The organism is Streptomyces hydrogenans (assembly GCF_014656075.1).
In the GTDB taxonomy this organism is placed as follows: domain Bacteria; phylum Actinomycetota; class Actinomycetes; order Streptomycetales; family Streptomycetaceae; genus Streptomyces; species Streptomyces hydrogenans.
Genome location: NZ_BNBS01000003.1, coordinates 12142 through 29206, shown reverse-complemented (window position 1 = coordinate 29206; position 17065 = coordinate 12142). Strand labels below are relative to the sequence as shown.

Below are 17065 nucleotides of genomic sequence, written 5' to 3'. Positions count from 1 at the left end.
GAGGGTCCTTCGACGGTTCCGCCGGACCGGCGCCGCCTCCGGAGGGGAGGCAGGTGTCACGGTCCTTCGGTTGAACGTCCTTGTGAGGAGGATGCCCACCACGGAGATTTTGATGCATTTCTCCATGTTTATCCCTTTTCTTCAGGGTCAGGCGCGGGGCATGGCGGTACGGGAGAGCAGGCGCACGACAGGCTCGCGGCGGTACGCGCTCGGCGGCGGACCGGGCACGGCCGCCGTCTCGCGCGAGCTGTCGGCCCAGGCCGTGAGCGACTGGTACGGGCCGCTGTCCCCCGCCGCGAGGACGGCCGCGATCGACGTGCAGCTGCTGGTCACCGAGCTCGTCGCCCACGCGGTGCGGCACGGGGGAGTCCCGTACGAGCTCCGCATCGACCGCTCCGTGGACGGCGTCTGGCTCCAGGTCTCCGACACGGAGTCCGCCGGGCCCCGGCCCGAGGGCGGGCACCGTCCGGGCGTCCCGTCCCGGCACGGCCTCTACCTGGTCCAGCGACTCGCGGCGGCCTGGGGCTGGGTGCCGCGGAAGGCGGGCAGGACCGTGTGGTGCGAGGTCCGCTTCCCGCCCGCGGAGAGCGGCGGCGCCCGCGCCGTCTGAACCCGACCGGGCCGGGTAGCCGCCCGGAGGGAACGACCCCGCCGCCCGCGCGGGATCCGGACCGGAGGAGGTGCCCGCGATGGACGAGGTCCGGCTCTCCGCGTACGAGCGGCGCGTGCTCGCCGAGATCGAGGAGGAGCTGAGCGCCGACGACCACCTCGCCCGGCGCATGGCCGGACGCCGGCCCTCCCTCCGCCCCCGGCTGCCCCGCCCCCGGCTGCCCCGGCACCGGATCACCGTCCGCGGCGGCCCGGCCGCCGCGGTCCTCGGGGCCGCGACGCTCACCCTGCTCGTCCTCGCGGTGGCCACCTCGACCCCGGCCCTGATCTGGGGGTTCGCCGCCGCCTGGATGCTGACCCTGATCCTGCTGCTGCGCCTGGTGCTCCGCTGGACCCGGCGGCGCGCGGACGTCGGACGGCCCGACGCATGACCGAACGAGAGGAGCGCACGATGCCCCGCGGATCCGACGCCAAGCGCGAGCGGCAGTACGAGCACATCAAGGAGAGCGTCCTGGAGCGCGGCGAGAGCGAGGACCGCGCGGAGGAGATCGCCGCCCGCACCGTCAACAAGGAACGCGCCCGGGCGGGGGAGTCCAGGACGGCGAGCAAGAGTTCGACCGAGGACATGTCCTCCTCGCGGCGCGGCGGGCTGCGCTCGCACAGCGGCGCCCAGGGACCCACCTACGACCAGCTCTACGCCGAGGCCCGGCGCCGCAACCTGCACGGCAGGTCACAGATGAACAAGGCCGAACTCGAGCGGGAGCTCGGCCACTGACCGCCCACCGCACCGCCGGGGACCCGAGCGCCTGACGACGGCCGGGTCCCCGGTCCCGCACCGTCCTCAGCCGCCGGGCCCGGCCGGCGGCCGGGCGCCGACCACGCCCCGTACGACCCCGAGGGCGACCAGGTCCTCCGGGCGCAGCCGGAGCCGGTCGGCCGTCTCGTCGGCCTCCTCCGGCGGGCGTTTCAGGATGGCCGCGGCGAGTTCGGGCGCGATCACGGAGAAGTACGAGTCCGGCGTCGCCCAGGTGTCGCCGGGCGCCGCGAGGGCGAGCGCGCCGCCCGAGCCGCCCTCGCCGACGAGCAGGGCGGTGCCCGGGACCCGGGCCTCCGCGACCGCCCCGAAGAGCTCCGCGATCGCCGGCCCCGCGCCCGCCCGCTCGGCGGTGGCGTCGATGGCGGCGCCCGGGGTGTCGATCAGCGTCAGCACCGGGATGCCCAGCCGGTCCGCGAGCCGCACCAGCCGGGCGGCGGTGCGGAAACCGGCCGGCCGGGTCGCCGTGCCGCACTGCGCCGCGTAGGCGGCCGTGCGCCCGTCCGGGAGACGGCCGAAGCCGCACCGGGTGCCCGGATCGGTGCCGCCCGCGCGGTCGCCGGACAGCTCCGCCCGTTCGGTGAAGACCTCGGCGAGGTAGCGGTCGGCCCGGGGCCGCTCGGGGCGGCGGGCGCGGGCCACCGCCTCGCGCCCGCTCGCGGCCGGAGCGGTGCCGCCCAGCGCGTACGGCGGCGGGACGCGGCCCTCGGCGGGCCGGGTCAGCAGCGACAGCCAGCGGCCCAGCACCCCGCGCAGCTCCTCGGCCGGGACCACCGCGTCGACGTGCCCGTGGGCGAGCTGGGAGGCGGCGGTGTACGCGGCCGGGTCGGCGTCCGGCGGCCGGACCCGGGAGCCCGCGAAGCCGACCTGCGCGCCCGGCAGCGCGAGGACGACGTCGGACCCCGCGCCGAGGGTGGCCCATCCGCCGCCGGTCGTCGGATCGCGCAGGACCGCGAGCTGGGGCAGCCCGGCGGCCCGGGTGCGCGCGGACTCCCCGGCCAGCCGCTGGAGCTGGACGAGCGCCCGCATGCCCTCGTGCATCCTGCTGCCGCCGGTCGCCAGGAGGACGGTCACGGGCAGCCGGTGCGCCCGGGCGTGGGCGTGGGCGGCGGCGATCCGTGCGCCCGTGCCCTCGCCGATGGACCCGCCCAGGAAGCCGAACTCGAAGGAGACGAGGACCGTCCGCGTCCCGCCGACGGTGCCGGTGCCGCAGACCACCGACTCGGACTCGCCGGAGCGGGCGGCGGCCGCCGCCCGGGTCCGGTCGTAGCCGGGCCAGCCGATCGGCCCGTCACCGGCGGACGGGCCCTCGGCGGCGGGGAGTTCGGTGAAGTCGTCGCAGACGAGGGCCAGGGCCTCGCGCGCGCTCACAGGTGCTGTCATCGGGGTCTCCCGCCCGTCGCCAGGTCACGTCACCGTACCGCCGGGTAGCCCCCGTCGCGGGGCCCGCGGGCCGGGTGCGGCGGAGATCACGCCGGACCGGCCGGCCGGGCCGTTCCGGGGCCCGGGGGCGCGGGGTCGGGCGCCCCGCCGAGGGCGAGCGCTCCGCCCAGGATCCCGAGCGCCGCCCCGAGGAGGAAGCCGCCCAGGTCGGACGCCACCCAGGAGGCGAGGGAGGCGAGCACGCCGACGACCGCGTACGGCCGCCGGCGGCGCGGATCGGTCACGACCAGCACCCCGCAGACGACCATCAGGAGCGGCACCACGTACCGGACCTCCGCCGTGCCCAGCTCGGCCGGCCCGGCCCGCTGGACCAGCAGGATCTCGGCGCCCCCCAGCGCGAGGGCGAGCCCCGCGCCGAACGGCCTCCGGCGGCCGGGTGTCGTTCTCGCGTCGGACCGGGCCACGGCGTGCTCCTGACGTCGGCGGCGGAGCGGTACGGGGCCGCCCGCGCGGGCGGCCGTCCGGACCGTACGGCCGGCACCGCGAGAGGTCAACGCCCGTGCGGCGGGAAGCTCAGGCCATGATCCCGCTGCCGTGCGGCGCGTACAGGTCGAGCAGGCGGACCCGGGTCACCTGGAGCCGGTGCGCCAGGATCGACCCCACCCAGTAGTAGACCGCCGACCCGAACTCCTGGTCCGTCTGGCACATCGCCCGCACCGCCGTCGCGTCGAACGCGTGCGCCCGGACGGGCGTCATCGCCTCCGCCCCCGACTGGCACAGGTACGGCGGGAACAGCCAGGACAGCCCCACCAGCTCGCCGTGGCGCAGGGTCTCGATCACCGGCGACCCCCGCCCCGGCACCTTGGCGTCCAGGTTCACCGCGCCCGTCTTCACGATCCAGAACCGGTCCGCGTGGCGCTGCTCCTCGAAGAGCCGGTCCCCGGCCTCGAAGTACACGTCCTCGGCATAGGCCATCAGCCGCTCGCGGTGCTCCGCGGGCAGGGCGCTGACCTTGGGTGCGGGACTCCTCATGACGGGCCCTCCTCCTCGCGCGTACGGCTCCGCTCCCAGTCTCCGCCCACCGGGCCCGGAACGCAGGCGGCGGACGTGCGGGGCCACCCCGACGGCCGTAGCGTCGCCCGGGGCGGGACCCGCACATCCCCCAGCGAGAACGGCAGCACCGTCATGGCAGACCAGCCCACCATCGTCCTCGTCCACGGCTTCTGGGGCGGCGCCGCCCACTGGGCGAAGGTCGTGGTCGAACTCCACCGCCGCGGCCACGACCGCCTCCACGCCGTCGAGAACCCGCTCACCTCGCTCGCCGACGACGCCGAACGCACCCGGAAGATGGTCCGCCAGGTGGACGGTCCCGTCCTCCTCGTCGGCCACTCCTACGGCGGAGCCGTCATCACCGAGGCCGGCGACCTCCCGAACGTCACCGGCCTCGTGTACGTCGCCGCCTTCGCGCCCGACGCGGGGGAGAGCCCCGGACAGCTCAGCCAGGAACACCCGCCCGCCGCCTTCGACGCCATCGCCCCCGACTCCGACGGCTACCTGTGGATCCGGCAGGACGCCTTCCGGGAGAGCTTCGCCCAGGACCTCGACGCCGACGAGGCGCTCGTCATGGCGGTCACGCAGAAGGCCCCGCTCGGCTCCACCTTCGGCGACGCCGTCACCGCCCCCGCCTGGCGGGCCAAGCCCAGCTGGTACCAGGTGTCCACCCAGGACCGCATGATCCACCCCGACAACGAACGCCGCATGGCCGCCCGCATGAGCCCGCGCGAGACCGTCGAGCTCGACGCCTCCCACGCCTCCCTCGCCTCCCGCCCCCGGGAGATCTGCGACCTGATCGACCGCGCCGTCAGCGCGACCTCCTGACCCGGCGCCCCGCACCGTCCGGCGTGCGCCCGGGCGGTGCAGGGCGGAGCATGAGACCGAGGAGGGAACGGCACGAGGGGGCGTGAGCCAGGAGGGTGACATGCCCGTCCCGGAAGGGTCCGTCCCGGACGACGGCGACGCGCTCGTCGTCCTGCGCGGGGTCGACAAGCACTTCGGCACCCTCCACGTCCTCCAGTCCATCGACCTCACCATCCGGCGCGGCGAGGTCGTCGTCGTGATCGGGCCCTCGGGGTCGGGGAAGTCCACCCTCTGCCGGGCGATCAACCGCCTGGAGACCATCGACGGCGGCGAGATCCGCATCGACGGCAGGCCCCTGCCCGCCGAGGGCAGGGAACTCGCCCGGCTCCGCGCCGACGTCGGCATGGTCTTCCAGTCCTTCAACCTCTTCGCCCACAAGACCGTCCTGGACAACGTCACCCTGGGACAGATCAAGGTCCGCAAGAAGGACCGCAGGAGCGCCGAGGAACGGGCCCGCTCGCTCCTCGACCGGGTCGGCGTCGCCGCCCAGGCCGACAAGTACCCGGCCCAGCTCTCCGGCGGGCAGCAGCAGCGCGTCGCCATCGCCCGCGCGCTCGCCATGGACCCGAAGGTGATGCTCTTCGACGAACCGACCTCCGCCCTCGACCCCGAGATGATCAACGAGGTCCTGGAGGTCATGCGGCAGCTCGCCCGGGACGGCATGACCATGGTCGTCGTCACCCACGAGATGGGCTTCGCCCGCTCCGCCGCCAACCGCGTCGTCTTCATGGCCGACGGGCGGATCGTTGAGGAGACCACCCCCGAGGAGTTCTTCGGCAACCCGCGCAGCGAACGCGCCAAGGACTTCCTCTCCAAGATCCTCCACCACTGAGCCCCCACGGGGTGATCACCATGAACGCGCTCAGGACCACCAGGACCCTCGTGGCCTCCGCCACGGCCGTCGTCCTCGCCCTCGGCTCCGCCTCCCTCGCCCACGGCGCGGTGCCCGCCGACCACTCCGACGACGACCAGATCACCATCGGCATCAAGTTCGACCAGCCAGGCATCGGCCTGAAGACCCCCGACGGCACCTACACCGGCTTCGACGTCGACGTGGCCACCTACATCGCCAAGCAGCTCGGCCACGAACCCGACCAGATCGTGTGGAAGGAGGCCAAGAGCGCCGACCGCGAGACCATGCTCCAGCGCGGCGACGTCGACTTCATCGCCGCCTCCTACTCCATCAACGACGAGCGCGCCGAGAAGGTCGACTTCGCCGGCCCCTACCTCCTCGCCCACCAGGACGTGCTGATCCGCGCCGACGACGACTCCATCAAGCAGCCCTCCGACCTGAACGACAAGAAGCTCTGCTCCGTCACCGGCTCCACCTCCGCGCAGAACGTCAAGGAGAAGATCGCCCCCGACGCCCAGCTCCAGGAGTACGGCGGCTACTCCGAGTGCCTGACCGGCCTGGAGAACGGCGTCATCGACGCCCTCACGACCGACGACTCGATCCTCGCCGGATACGCGGCCCAGGACGAGTTCAAGGGCAAGTTCAAGCTCGGCGGCTTCGAGATGAGCAACGAGAACTACGGCATCGGCGTCCAGAAGGGCAGCGAACTCAAGGGCAAGATCAACACCGCCCTGGAGAAGATGGTCGCCGACGGCTCCTGGGACGCCGCGGTCGAGAAGAACTTCGGCCCCGCGAACTACCAGAACGAACCCGCCCCGAAGATCGGTGTGATCGTCGAGAACGACTGAGCCGGCCGCCGTGTTCGACTTCCTCGAAGGCTACGACCTGCTGGGCGCCTTCTGGGTGACCGTCCAGCTCACCTTCTGGTCCGCCCTCGGCTCCCTGGTGTGGGGGACGCTGCTCGCCGCCATGCGCGTCGGCCCCGTCCCCCTCATGCGGGCCTTCGGCACCGCGTACGTCACCGTCGTCCGCAACATCCCCCTCACCGTCATCATCGTCTTCACCTCCCTCGGGCTCTTCCAGACCCTCGGGATCAGCCTCGGCGCCGACCGCTTCACCACCATCAACTTCCGGCTCGCCGTCCTCGGCCTCACCGCCTACACCAGCGCCTTCGTCTGCGAGGCGCTGCGCTCCGGCATCAACACCGTCCCCCTCGGCCAGGTCGAGGCCGCCCGCGCGATCGGGCTCAGCTTCCCCCAGATCCTCCGGATCATCGTGCTCCCGCAGGCCTTCCGCTCCGTCGTCGGCCCGCTCACCAACGTCCTCATCGCCCTCACCAAGAACACCACCGTCGCCGCCGCCATCGGCGTCGCCGAAGCCGCCCTGCTCATGCGGGAGATGATCGAGAACGAGGCCCAGCTCATCCTCGTCTCCGCCGTCTTCGCCTTCGGCTTCATCTGCCTCACCCTGCCCACCGGCCTCCTCCTCGGCCGGCTCGCGAAGAAGGTGGCGGTCAAACGGTGAGGCGCGTCCCCGCGTCCGACGAGAAGGCGCCCCCGGCGAAGGCGAAGCCCCCGGCGCGGACCGAGGCCGAGTCCGCCACCGTCCTCTACGACGTCCCCGGCCCCCGCGCCCGCCGCCGCAACCTCCTCTGGACCGTGCTCTTCCTCGCCGCCCTCGCCGCCGTCGCCTGGTGGGTGATCGCCGGACTCGACGCCAAGAACCAGCTGGAGGCGGCCAAATGGGAGCCCTTCGTCACCGACGGACGCGTCTGGGAGACGTACCTCCTGCCCGCCCTGAAGAACACCGTCATCGCCGCCGGGCTCGCCATGGTCCTCGCCCTGCCGCTCGGCGCCCTCCTCGGCATCGCCCGCCTCTCCGACCACCGCGCCGTGCGCGCCGTCGCCGGCACCGTCGTCGAGTTCTTCCGCGCGATCCCCGTCCTCATCCTCATGCTCTTCGCCAACGCCGCCTACGCCGAGTTCACCGACATCAGCCCCGAGACCCGCCCCCTGTACGCGGTCGTCACCGGCCTCGTCCTCTACAACGCCTCCGTCCTCGCCGAGGTCGTCCGCGCCGGCATCCTCGCCCTGCCCGCCGGCCAGACCGACGCCGCCAAGGCCATCGGCATGCGCAAGGGCCAGACCATGGCGTACGTGCTGCTGCCCCAGTCCGTCACCGCCATGCTCCCCGCCCTCGTCAGCCAGCTCGTCGTCATCGTCAAGGACACCGCCCTCGGCGGCGCCATGCTCGGCTTCGCCGAACTCCTCGCCTCCGTCCGCCCCATGAGCGCCAACTACGGCGCCAACACCATCGCCTGCTTCACCGTCGTCGCCGTCCTCTTCGTCCTCCTCAACCTCGCCCTCACCACCTTCGCCTCCCGGCTCGAACGCCGGCTGCGCCGCGGCAAGCGCTCCACCGGCGCCGTCGTCGGCGCCGAGGCCGTCGACGACCTCGCCACCCCCGGCCCCGGCGAACGCCCGCCCCCGTGACGCCCCCCCCGCGCGCCGTGTCCCGCGCCCCCCGCGCCCCGTAACGAACGGATTCCACGGGAGCTTTCGGCGCGGAGTTGAGGGACACTGCTCCCGTGCGTGGACATCTACCGGACGAGAACCCGGGATTCGCAGGCCGCCGCACGGAACTGAAGCGCATCACCGCCGCCCTGGCGGAGCACCGCCTCGTCACCGTGACCGGCGTCGGCGGCGTCGGCAAGACCCGCCTCGCGCTGCGCGCCGCCCACCGGGTGCGCCACCGCCACCCCGACGGCGCCTGGTGGACCGACCTCGGACAGCTCGACGGCGAACGCCTCCTCGTCGCCCTCGTCGCCGACTCCGTCGACCTCGCCGACCACACCCCCGGCACCGACACCGGCGCCCTGCGCCGCCGGCTCGCAGAGACCCGCCTCCTCCTCGTCCTCGACTGCTGCGACCACCTCGCCGACGCCTGCGGCCGGCTCGTCACCGAACTCCTCGACGCCGCCCCCGGCCTCACCGTCCTCGCCACCTCCCGCCGCCCCCTCGGCGTCCCCGGCGAGCACACCGTCCTCCTCGACCCCCTCCCGCCCACCGGCGACGACGCCCTCGCCCTCCTGCGCACCGCCACCGGCCAGGACCTCCCCGCGGCCGGACCCGCCGGCGAGATCTGCGTCCGCCTCGAAGGCATACCCCTCGCCCTGGAGCTCGCCGCCGCCCAGATCCGCCTCCAGGGCGCCGAAGCCGTCCGCGACCAGCTCGGCAGCCGCCTCACCGCGCCCCCCGACGCCCGCTTCGACCTCCTCGCCCACCCCGAGCGCGTCTGGCCCGCCCGCCACCAGACCCTGCGCGCCGCCATCGGCTGGAGCCACGAACTCGCCGACCCCCTCGAACGCCTCCTCTGGGCCCGCCTCTCCGTCTTCCGCGGCCCCTTCGACCTCGCCACCGCCACCGCCGTCTGCACCGGCGGCCCCCTCACCCCCGCCACCCTGCCCACCGCCCTCGACGGACTCGTCCGCGCCTCCGTCGTCCGCCCCGCCGACACCGCCGGCCGCCACCGCCTCCTCGACACCATCCGCGAGTACGGCGCCGGCTGGCTGGACCGGCTCGGCGAGACCGGCACCGTCGCCGACCGCCACGCCGCCCACTTCCGCGCCCTCGCCGCGGAGGGCAGGGCCGCCTGGCACGGCCCCCGCCAGCTCCACTGGCACCACGCCGTCGACACCCACCACACCGACCTGCGCACCGCCCTCGACCGCCTCCTGCGCACCGACCCCGACGCCGCCCTCGACCTCGTCGGCTCCGTCGCCTTCGCCTGGTCCAGCCGCGGCCGCCTCCGCGAGGCCCGCGACGGCCTCGAACAGGCCCTCCTCCTCAGCGACGCCCGGGGCCGCGCCCGCACCCGCGCCCTGTGGGCCCTCGGCGTCACCCTCGTCCTCCAGGGCGACCTCGGCCCCGCCCAGGAGATCAGCGAACGCTGCGCCCGCGAGGCCCGCCACACCGAGCACCCGCCCGAGCGGCCCTGGGCGCCCTCGGAGCCGTACGGCCCCGGCGAACTCACCCTCGACGCCGCCGCCCTCGCCGGCCTCCTCGCCCTGGCCACCGGCCGGGCCCGCGCCGCCCTCCTGGTCGTCGACCACGTCCTCGGCTCGGCCCGCGGCCGCCCCGCCGACTCCGCCGCCACCCTCCGCTGCCACCTCGTCCGCGTCTTCGCCCTCACCGGCCTGGGCCTGCTCGCCGAGGCCCGGGAGGCCGCCCTCGCCCTGCTCGCCCTCTGCGACACCCTCGACGAACACTGGACCCGCACCGCCCTCGCCTACCAGCTCGCCCTCACCGACCTCCTGGAGGGCGACCCGGCCGCCGCGGCCCGGCACGCCCGCGCCATGCTCGCCGGCACCCGCGCCCCGGGCACCGGCCTCGGCACCGCCCTCGGCCTCGACGTCCCCGCCACCGCCTACGCCACCGCGGGCGACGCCCCCCGCGCCGCCGACGTCTCCGGCACCGGCGAGGCGTACTGGCGGGCCACCGGCCAGCCCCGCAGGGGCCTGCCCGGCCTGCGCGCCCTGCACGCCCACCACACCGCCGGGGTCCGCGCCACCCTCGGCGAACCCGCCTACGAGGAGATCTTCCTGCGCGCCCTCACCGACCGCCCCCAGGCCGGCCTCGACCGGGCCCTCGGCACCGGCTGACCGCCCACCGGGCGGCCCCCCGCCCACCGGCGCACCATGGGGACATGGACCGAACGCCGGGCGACCTGGGCGCCCTCAGCACGCCGGCGCGGGTCGCGGGGGAGGACGAGGGCCTCAGCCCGCAGGAGCTGGCCCTCGCCACCCGCAACCACGGACTCCCGCTCGAAGCCCTGCGCTACGAGCTCACCCCGCCCGGCCTCCACTACGTCCTCGTCCACTACGACATCCCCGACACCGACCCCGACGGCTGGCGGCTCACCCTCGGCGGCCGGGTGCTCCGCCCGCTCGACCTGGACCTCGACGCCCTGCGGGCCCGGCCCGCCGTCACCCGCCGCGTCACCCTGGAATGCGCCGGGAACGGCCGCGCCCGCCTCAGCCCCCGCCCCGTCAGCCAGCCCTGGCTCGTCGAGGCCGTCGGCACCGCCGAGTGGACCGGCGTCCCCCTCGCCGCCCTCCTCGCCGAGGCCGGCACCGCCGAGGACGCCGTCGAGGCCGTCTTCACCGGCGCCGACCACGGCGTGGAACGCGGCGTCGAGCAGGAGTACCGCCGCTCCCTCCCGCTCGTCACCGCCGCCGACCCCGCCCGGGACGTCCTCGTCGCCTACGCCATGAACGGCGCCCCGCTGCCCCCGCAGCACGGCAGCCCGCTCCGCCTCGTCGTCCCCGGCTGGTACGGCATGGCCCACGTGAAGTGGCTGCGCGACATCACCCTCACGGCCACCCCCTACACCGGCTTCCAGCAGACCGCCGCCTACCGCCTCCGCCAGGAACCCGGCGAGCCCGGCGAACCCGTCACCCTGATCGCCCCGCGCGCCCTCATGGCCCCGCCCGGCTTCCCCGACTTCATGTCCCGCACCCGCGTCGTCCGCCCCGGCCCCGTCCCGCTCGCCGGCCGCGCCTGGTCCGGCCACGGCCCCGTCACCCGCGTCGAGCTCAGCGAGGACGGCGGCGCCGCCTGGACGGACGCCGAGGTCGTCCGCGATCCCGCCCACCCCTGGGCCTGGGCCGCCTGGCGCACCACCTGGACCGCCACCCCGGGGCTGCGCCACCTCACCGTCCGCGCCACCGACGCCACCGGCCGCGTCCAGCCCCTCGCCGCGCCCTGGAACCGCGGCGGCTTCGCCAACAACCTCGTCCAGCGCGTCGAGGTCCTCTGCGCCCCGGAGCCGTAGGCCGCGACGGCGGGCGCCGCGGGGCACCCCGTAAAGTCGGTTCCGTCGCCCCTACCGCCTCGACGAGGAGATTTCCGTGACCGACCCGGCGCCCATCGCCCGCCAGCAGCAGATCGCCCGGGAGCTCCAGGTCTCCGACACCTTCGACCCGGCCGCCGAGATCGAGCGCCGGGTGGCCTTCCTCGCCGAGCGCCTCACCACCACCGGGCTGCGCTCCCTCGTCCTCGGCATCAGCGGCGGCGTCGACTCCACCACCGCGGGCCGGCTCTGCCAGCTCGCCGTCGAGCGCGCCCGCGCCGCCGGCCACGAGGCCGTCTTCTACGCCATGCGCCTGCCGTACGGCGTCCAGGCCGACGAGAGCGACGCGCGGACCGCCCTCGACTTCATCCGCGCCGACCAGGTCCTCACCGTCGACGTCAAGGCGGCCAGCGACGCCGCCCTCGACGCCTGCGTGGCCTCCGGAGTCACCTTCCGCGACGCCCACCACCAGGACTTCGTGCACGGCAACATCAAGGCCCGCCAGCGCATGATCGCCCAGTACGCGGTCGCGGGCGCCAGGGACGGCCTCGTCGTCGGCACCGACCACGCCGCCGAGGCCGTCTCCGGCTTCTTCACCAAGTTCGGCGACGGCGCCGCCGACCTCGTCCCGCTCACCGGCCTCACCAAGCGCCGGGTCCGCGCCGTCGCCGCCGAGCTGGGCGCCCCCGCCGGCCTGGTCTGGAAGGTCCCGACCGCCGACCTGGAGACCCTGGACCCGGGCAAGCCCGACGAGGACGCGCTCGGCGTCACCTACGACGAGATCGACGACTTCCTGGAGGGCAAGCCGGTCACCGAGACCGCGCACGCCTCGATCGTCCGCCGCTACGACCTCACCGAGCACAAGCGGCAGCTGCCGATCGCCCCCTGAGTGCCCCCCGTGCGCCCCGGGCGTGCCGGCCGACCCCCGGCCGGCCCCGGGCGCCCCTCGCCGAACAGGCGGATCCTGGAAGGGTGAGCCCCGTCGCCCGGGGCCCGGAAGGGAGCACGCCATGTTCGGCGAGACGACGGCGTACAGCAGCTTCTCGGTGGACGACCTGGACGCCGCGCGCGACTTCTACGGCGACCGGCTCGGCCTGACCGTGGAGGAGACCGGGGGCGGGGACATGCGGATGCTGTTCCTGACCCTGCCGGGCGGTGCCCGGGTCTTCGTCTACCCCAAGGAGAACCACACCCCGGCCTCCTTCACCGTCCTCAACTTCGAGGTCGACGACATCGACCGCGCCGTCGACGACCTGGTCGCCCGCGGCGCCACCTTCGAGCGCTACCCCGACTTCGACGCCGACGACAAGGGCGTCCTGCGGGGCGACGGCGAGGGCGGCCCGGCCGGCATCGCCTGGTTCACCGACCCCGCCGGCAACGTCATCGCGGTGATGCAGGCCCGGTAGGGCGGTGCGGCGCCGGGCGCCGCCGTGTGATCCACTGTGCGGGCGGGGGAGCACGGAGCAGGATCGGCACAGCAGGAGCACCGTTGACCACCTACCGCCAGCCCGGCGTCGTCGTCACCGACCACCACTTCCCCGTCCCCCTCGACCACGCCCGCCCCGACGGCGAGCAGATCGAGGTCCACGCCCGCGAACTCGTCGCGAGCGGCCTCGGCGACCGGGAGCGCGAGCGGCTGCCCTGGCTGGTCTACCTGGAGGGCGGCCCCGGCTTCGGCGCCCGCCGCTTCGTCGGCACGCAGGCGTGGATCGGCCGGGCCGTCCGCGAGTTCCGGGTGCTGCTGCTCGACCAGCGCGGCACCGGCCGCTCCACGCCCGCCAACCGCCAGACCCTCCCGCTGCGCGGCGACGCCGCCGCCCAGGCCGACTACCTCGCGCACTTCCGCGCCGACGCCATCGTCAGGGACTGCGAGCTCATCCGCCGCCGGCTCACCGGCGGCGCCCCCTGGACCGTCCTCGGCCAGAGCTTCGGCGGCTTCTGCGCCGTCCACTACCTCTCCACCGCCCCCGAGGGCCTGGAGCGGGTCCTGATCACCGGTGGCCTGCCGTCCCTCGACGCCCCCGCGGACGAGGTCTACGCCGCCGCCTACCCGCGCGTCCGCCGCAAGAACGAGGCCCACTTCGCCCGCTACCCGCGCGACGCCGAGCGCGTCCGCGCGATCGCCGGCCACCTCCTGGAGCACGAGGTCACCCTGCCCGGCGGCGGCCTGCTCACCGTCGAGGCGTTCCAGTCCCTCGGCATCCTCCTCGGCTCCGGCGAGGGCACCCACCAGCTCCACCACCTCCTGGAGGGCGCCTTCGTGCCCACCCCCGCCGGGCCCGCCCTCGCCGACGCCTTCCTGGAGCAGGTCCAGAACCACCTCTCGTACGCGGGACACCCGCTCTACGCCGTCCTCCACGAGGCCATCTACGCCCAGGGGCAGGGCCCCACGGCCTGGGCCGCCGAGCGGGTCCGCGCGGACTTCCCCGAGTTCGACGCCGCCGCGGCGCTCGCCTCCGGGGCGCCCGTCCTGCTCACCGGCGAGACCGTGCACCCCTGGCACTTCACCACCGACCCCGCGCTCCGCCCGCTGCGCGAGACCGCCGAACTCCTCGCCCGGCGCGACGACTGGACCCCGCTGTACGACCCCGAGCGGCTCGCCGCCAACCGGGTGCCGGTGGCCGCCGCCGTCTACCACGACGACATGTACGTCGACACCGCCCACTCCCTGGAGACCGCCGCCGCGATCCGGGGGCTGCGCACCTGGGTCACCGACGAGTTCGAGCACGACGGGGTGCGCGCCGGCGGCCCGCGCGTCCTCGACCGGCTCCTCGCCCTCTCCCGCGACGAGCTCTGACGGCCCGTCCGGTCCTCCGCGGCACGCCTTCGGACCCGGTATGCCCGGGTCCGGCACCCTTCCCGGCGGCCGCGCGTGAAAATCCAAGCACCGGATATCGATCACCCATGGTCGGCAGCCGTCCGGACCGCTACAAGTGACTCCATGAGCGCACACGTCACCGCCGAGATCGCCGGCCAGCCCGACTGCTGGCGCCGAGCCGCCGCCCTCGCCGGGCCGCTCGCCGACCGGTTGCCCCGGCCCGGCGAGCGGGTCGCCGTCGTCGGCTGCGGCACCTCCTACATGATCGCCCGCGCCTACGCGGCCCTGCGCGAGTCGCTCGGCGCGGGCGAGACGGACGCCTTCCCCGCCTCCGACCCGACCCCGCTCGGCCGCGGCTACGAACGCGTCGTGGCCCTCACCCGCTCCGGTACGACCACCGAGGTCGTCGACCTGCTCGCCGGTGCCGCCGGACGCCTCCCGACCCTCGTCCTCACCGGCGTCCCCGACAGCCCCGCCGCGCGTCTCGCCGACCAGGTCGTGGACCTGTCCTTCGCCGACGAACGCTCCGTCGTCCAGACCCGGTTCGCCACCACCGCCCTCCAACTCCTGCGCGCCGGACTCGGGGAGGACCTCGCGCCCTCCGTCGCCGACGCCGAACTCGCCCTGTACGAGCCCCTCCCCGCGGCCTGGGAGCGGCGCGGCCAGTTCACCTTCCTCGGCACCGGCTGGACCGTCGGCCTCGCCGAGGAGGCGGCCCTCAAGCTCCGCGAAGTGGCCCGCGTATGGACGGAGTCGTACCCGGCGATGGAGTACCGGCACGGTCCGATCAGCGTCAGCGACCGCGACAGCCTCGTCTGGTGCATCGGCCCCGTCCCGGCCGGGCTCCGCGAGGAAGTCGAGTCCACCGGTGCCCTGTTCACCGCCGACGCCGTCGACCCGGTCGCGGCCGTGGTTCGCGCTCAGCGCCTCGCCGTCGCCCTCGCCGCCCGGCGCGGCCTCAACCCCGACCGCCCCCGCCACAAATCACGCTCCGTCATCCTCGCCGGAGCGTTCCGCCCCACCGCCGCGGACGCCGCCCGTATCCTGCGGGCATGATCGACACCGAAGCCACCGACCTGCCGGAGCTGCCCGACGACTGGCAGCGCGCCCTCGCCGTCGTCGCCCACCCCGACGACCTGGAGTACGGCTGCGCGGCGGCCGTCGCGAGCTGGACCGACGCCGGCAAGGAGGTCGTCTACCTGCTGGTCAGCCGGGGCGAGGCCGGCATCGACACGCTCGCCCCCGAGGTCTGCGGCCCGCTGCGCGAGCGCGAGCAGCGGGCGAGCGCCGCCGTCGTCGGCGTCGACACCGTCGAGTTCCTCGACCACCGCGACGGCGTCATCGAGTACGGCACCGGGCTGCGCCGCGACATCGCCGCCGCGATCCGCCGGCACCGCCCCGAGCTCGTCGTCACCCTCAACCACCGCGACGGCTGGGGCGACGGCCCCGGCGCACCCCGCAACACCCCCGACCACGTCGCCGTCGGCCGCGCCACCCTCGACGCGGCCTCCGACGCGGGCAACCGCTGGATCTTCCCCGAACTGACCGAGCGGGGCCTGGAGCCGTGGGACGGCGTCCGCCGGGTCGCGGTCGCGGCGTCCAGCACCCCGACCCACGCGGTGGACGCGGGTCCCGGCCTGGAGCGCGCGGTGGAGTCCCTCCTCTGTCACCGCGCCTACATCGAGGCCCTGACCGACCAGGAACCGGAGGAGTACGTACGGGAGTTCATGACCGCGACCACCTCCCGCGCCTCCGCCCGCTTCGCCGGCCGCCCCGCGGTGACCTTCGAGGTCTTCCCTCGCTAGGGTCTGTCTGACCATTCCCGTCGGGTCCGGCCCGCCCGGCACGCACGCTCGCCGCACGGCCGAAACCCCCAAGTAGCTCCTTCCCCGAGCTCTCGGCTTCGCTCGAGCAGGGGAGACCCCATCCGAGGGCGCCCCGGCCGCACGCCGATCGCACGCGCCGGACGACCCGGCCTGATCCGACGCCAATGGTCAGACAGACCCTAGAACCTGAGGCCGGTCAGCCCATCGGCGCCGGCTTCAGGACGGCGAACTCGGCACCGGCGGGGTCCTTGAACCAGGCGAGGCGGCCGACGTCGGGGATGTCCGCCGGGGGCAGCAGCACCGTGCCGCCCGAGACGGTCACCGCGTCGGCCGTGCCGTCGGCGTCCTCGACCTCGAAGTACGGGATCCAGCGCGGGCGTTCGCCGGAGTCCTGGAGGGCGGCGACGCCGCCGAAGGAGGCGTCCTCCTGGTCGCCCTCGGCGGTGGAGATCACCCGGTAGGTCATTCCGGGCGCGTCCATCGACGCCCATCGCCACTCGAAGAGCGAGCCGTAGAAGGCGAGCGCGGCCTCCGGGTCGGGGGTGTGCAGCTCGACCCAGACGAGGGTGTTCCGCGAGGAGGTGCGGTCCAGGCCCTTCACCGACCCCGGCTGCCAGACGGCGAACTCGGCCCCGGCCGGGTCGGTGAGCGCGGCGATCCGGCCCGCGTCCATCACGTCCATGGCGCGCATCCGGACCCGGCCGCCCTCGGCGGCCGTGACCATCTGGGTCGTGTCCGCGTCCGAGGTCCGGAAGTACACCGTCCAGGCGCTGCGCGCGCCCTCCTCGGTGAGCGGCCCGAGCGCGGCCACGGTCGCGCCGTCCTGCTGGAAGAAGCCGTAGCCGCCGGCCTCGGGGCCCGCCGAGCGGAACTCCCAGCCGAACACGGCGGTGTAGAACTCCGCCGCGGCGGTGGTGTCCGGGCTGCCGAGGTCGATCCAGCTGGGGGAGCCGTGGGTGTACTGGGTGCCGAGCATGGGCGGGTGCCGTCCTTCC

Annotated in this window: 19 protein-coding genes; 15 read left to right on the top strand and 4 right to left on the bottom strand. The window is 75.0% G+C overall.

Annotated elements, in window-relative coordinates; all coding sequences use genetic code 11:
- Window positions 1–160: 160 nt before the first annotated feature.
- The 3 genes from IE321_RS02385 (at window position 161) to IE321_RS02375 (ending at window position 1384) form a co-directional block, all read left to right on the top strand.
- Window positions 161–610, top strand: coding sequence for an ATP-binding protein (locus tag IE321_RS02385; protein ID WP_190221536.1), 450 nt, complete (start codon window positions 161–163; stop codon window positions 608–610).
- Window positions 611–689: 79 nt separating this feature from the next.
- Window positions 690–1040 (top strand): DUF3040 domain-containing protein, encoded by a 351-nt coding sequence (locus tag IE321_RS02380; protein WP_190221535.1) that lies wholly within the window; start codon window positions 690–692, stop codon window positions 1038–1040.
- A 20-nt stretch (window positions 1041–1060) separates the two neighbouring features.
- Window positions 1061–1384 carry a plasmid stabilization protein gene (locus IE321_RS02375; protein WP_190221534.1) on the top strand — a complete coding sequence of 108 codons (324 nt, stop codon included), beginning with the start codon at window positions 1061–1063 and terminating at the stop codon, window positions 1382–1384.
- Window positions 1385–1450: 66 nt separating this feature from the next.
- Here IE321_RS02375 and IE321_RS02370 read toward each other — a convergent pair whose 3' ends face one another.
- The 3 genes from IE321_RS02370 to IE321_RS02360 form a co-directional block, all read right to left on the bottom strand.
- The gene (locus IE321_RS02370; RefSeq protein ID WP_190221533.1) at window positions 1451–2806 is read right to left on the bottom strand and encodes a carboxyl transferase domain-containing protein; all 1356 of its coding nucleotides are present in this window, start codon (window positions 2804–2806) and stop codon (window positions 1451–1453) included.
- A gap of 86 nt (window positions 2807–2892) precedes the next feature.
- Window positions 2893–3270 carry a DUF6114 domain-containing protein gene (locus IE321_RS02365; protein ID WP_190221532.1) on the bottom strand — a complete coding sequence of 126 codons (378 nt, stop codon included), beginning with the start codon at window positions 3268–3270 and terminating at the stop codon, window positions 2893–2895.
- A gap of 109 nt (window positions 3271–3379) precedes the next feature.
- Window positions 3380–3838, bottom strand: a complete 459-nt coding sequence (locus IE321_RS02360; RefSeq protein ID WP_190221531.1) for a cyclic nucleotide-binding domain-containing protein — start codon at window positions 3836–3838, stop codon at window positions 3380–3382.
- A 153-nt stretch (window positions 3839–3991) separates the two neighbouring features.
- Here IE321_RS02360 and IE321_RS02355 point away from each other — a divergent pair, with 153 nt between their 5' ends.
- The 12 genes from IE321_RS02355 to IE321_RS02300 all read left to right on the top strand — a co-directional run bounded on the left by IE321_RS02355 (window position 3992) and on the right by IE321_RS02300 (window position 16049).
- Window positions 3992–4684: an alpha/beta hydrolase gene (locus IE321_RS02355; RefSeq protein ID WP_190221530.1), complete on the top strand. Its 693-nt coding sequence runs from the start codon at window positions 3992–3994 to the stop codon at window positions 4682–4684.
- Window positions 4685–4784: 100 nt separating this feature from the next.
- Window positions 4785–5555, top strand: a complete 771-nt coding sequence (locus IE321_RS02350; protein WP_043227656.1) for an amino acid ABC transporter ATP-binding protein — start codon at window positions 4785–4787, stop codon at window positions 5553–5555.
- A 20-nt stretch (window positions 5556–5575) separates the two neighbouring features.
- Window positions 5576–6424, top strand: a complete 849-nt coding sequence (locus IE321_RS02345) for a glutamate ABC transporter substrate-binding protein (protein WP_043227693.1) — start codon at window positions 5576–5578, stop codon at window positions 6422–6424.
- A 10-nt stretch (window positions 6425–6434) separates the two neighbouring features.
- Window positions 6435–7100 (top strand): amino acid ABC transporter permease, encoded by a 666-nt coding sequence (locus IE321_RS02340; protein WP_190221529.1) that lies wholly within the window; start codon window positions 6435–6437, stop codon window positions 7098–7100.
- Entirely contained in the window at window positions 7097–8068 is a 972-nt protein-coding gene (locus IE321_RS02335; RefSeq protein ID WP_190221528.1) for an amino acid ABC transporter permease, read from the top strand. Before IE321_RS02340 ends, IE321_RS02335 begins: the two co-directional genes overlap by 4 nt.
- 95 nt (window positions 8069–8163) lie before the next feature.
- Window positions 8164–10236 carry an ATP-binding protein gene (locus IE321_RS02330; RefSeq protein ID WP_229916275.1) on the top strand — a complete coding sequence of 691 codons (2073 nt, stop codon included), beginning with the start codon at window positions 8164–8166 and terminating at the stop codon, window positions 10234–10236.
- Window positions 10237–10280: 44 nt separating this feature from the next.
- Window positions 10281–11408, top strand: a complete 1128-nt coding sequence (locus IE321_RS02325; RefSeq protein WP_190221526.1) for a sulfite oxidase — start codon at window positions 10281–10283, stop codon at window positions 11406–11408.
- A gap of 76 nt (window positions 11409–11484) precedes the next feature.
- Window positions 11485–12315: an NAD(+) synthase gene (nadE, locus tag IE321_RS02320; RefSeq protein ID WP_308076735.1), complete on the top strand. Its 831-nt coding sequence runs from the start codon at window positions 11485–11487 to the stop codon at window positions 12313–12315.
- Between the two features lie 121 nt (window positions 12316–12436).
- Window positions 12437–12832 (top strand): VOC family protein, encoded by a 396-nt coding sequence (locus tag IE321_RS02315; RefSeq protein WP_043227650.1) that lies wholly within the window; start codon window positions 12437–12439, stop codon window positions 12830–12832.
- Window positions 12833–12915: 83 nt separating this feature from the next.
- Entirely contained in the window at window positions 12916–14223 is a 1308-nt protein-coding gene (locus tag IE321_RS02310; protein WP_043227649.1) for an alpha/beta fold hydrolase, read from the top strand.
- Between the two features lie 144 nt (window positions 14224–14367).
- A complete protein-coding gene (locus tag IE321_RS02305; protein WP_043227647.1) occupies window positions 14368–15300 on the top strand; it encodes an SIS domain-containing protein in 933 nt (310 codons plus the stop codon).
- A complete protein-coding gene (locus IE321_RS02300) occupies window positions 15297–16049 on the top strand; it encodes a PIG-L deacetylase family protein (RefSeq protein WP_190221525.1) in 753 nt (250 codons plus the stop codon). Before IE321_RS02305 ends, IE321_RS02300 begins: the two co-directional genes overlap by 4 nt.
- 217 nt (window positions 16050–16266) lie before the next feature.
- Here IE321_RS02300 and IE321_RS02295 read toward each other — a convergent pair whose 3' ends face one another.
- Window positions 16267–17046 carry a VOC family protein gene (locus IE321_RS02295; RefSeq protein WP_190221524.1) on the bottom strand — a complete coding sequence of 260 codons (780 nt, stop codon included), beginning with the start codon at window positions 17044–17046 and terminating at the stop codon, window positions 16267–16269.
- Window positions 17047–17065: the final 19 nt, after the last annotated feature.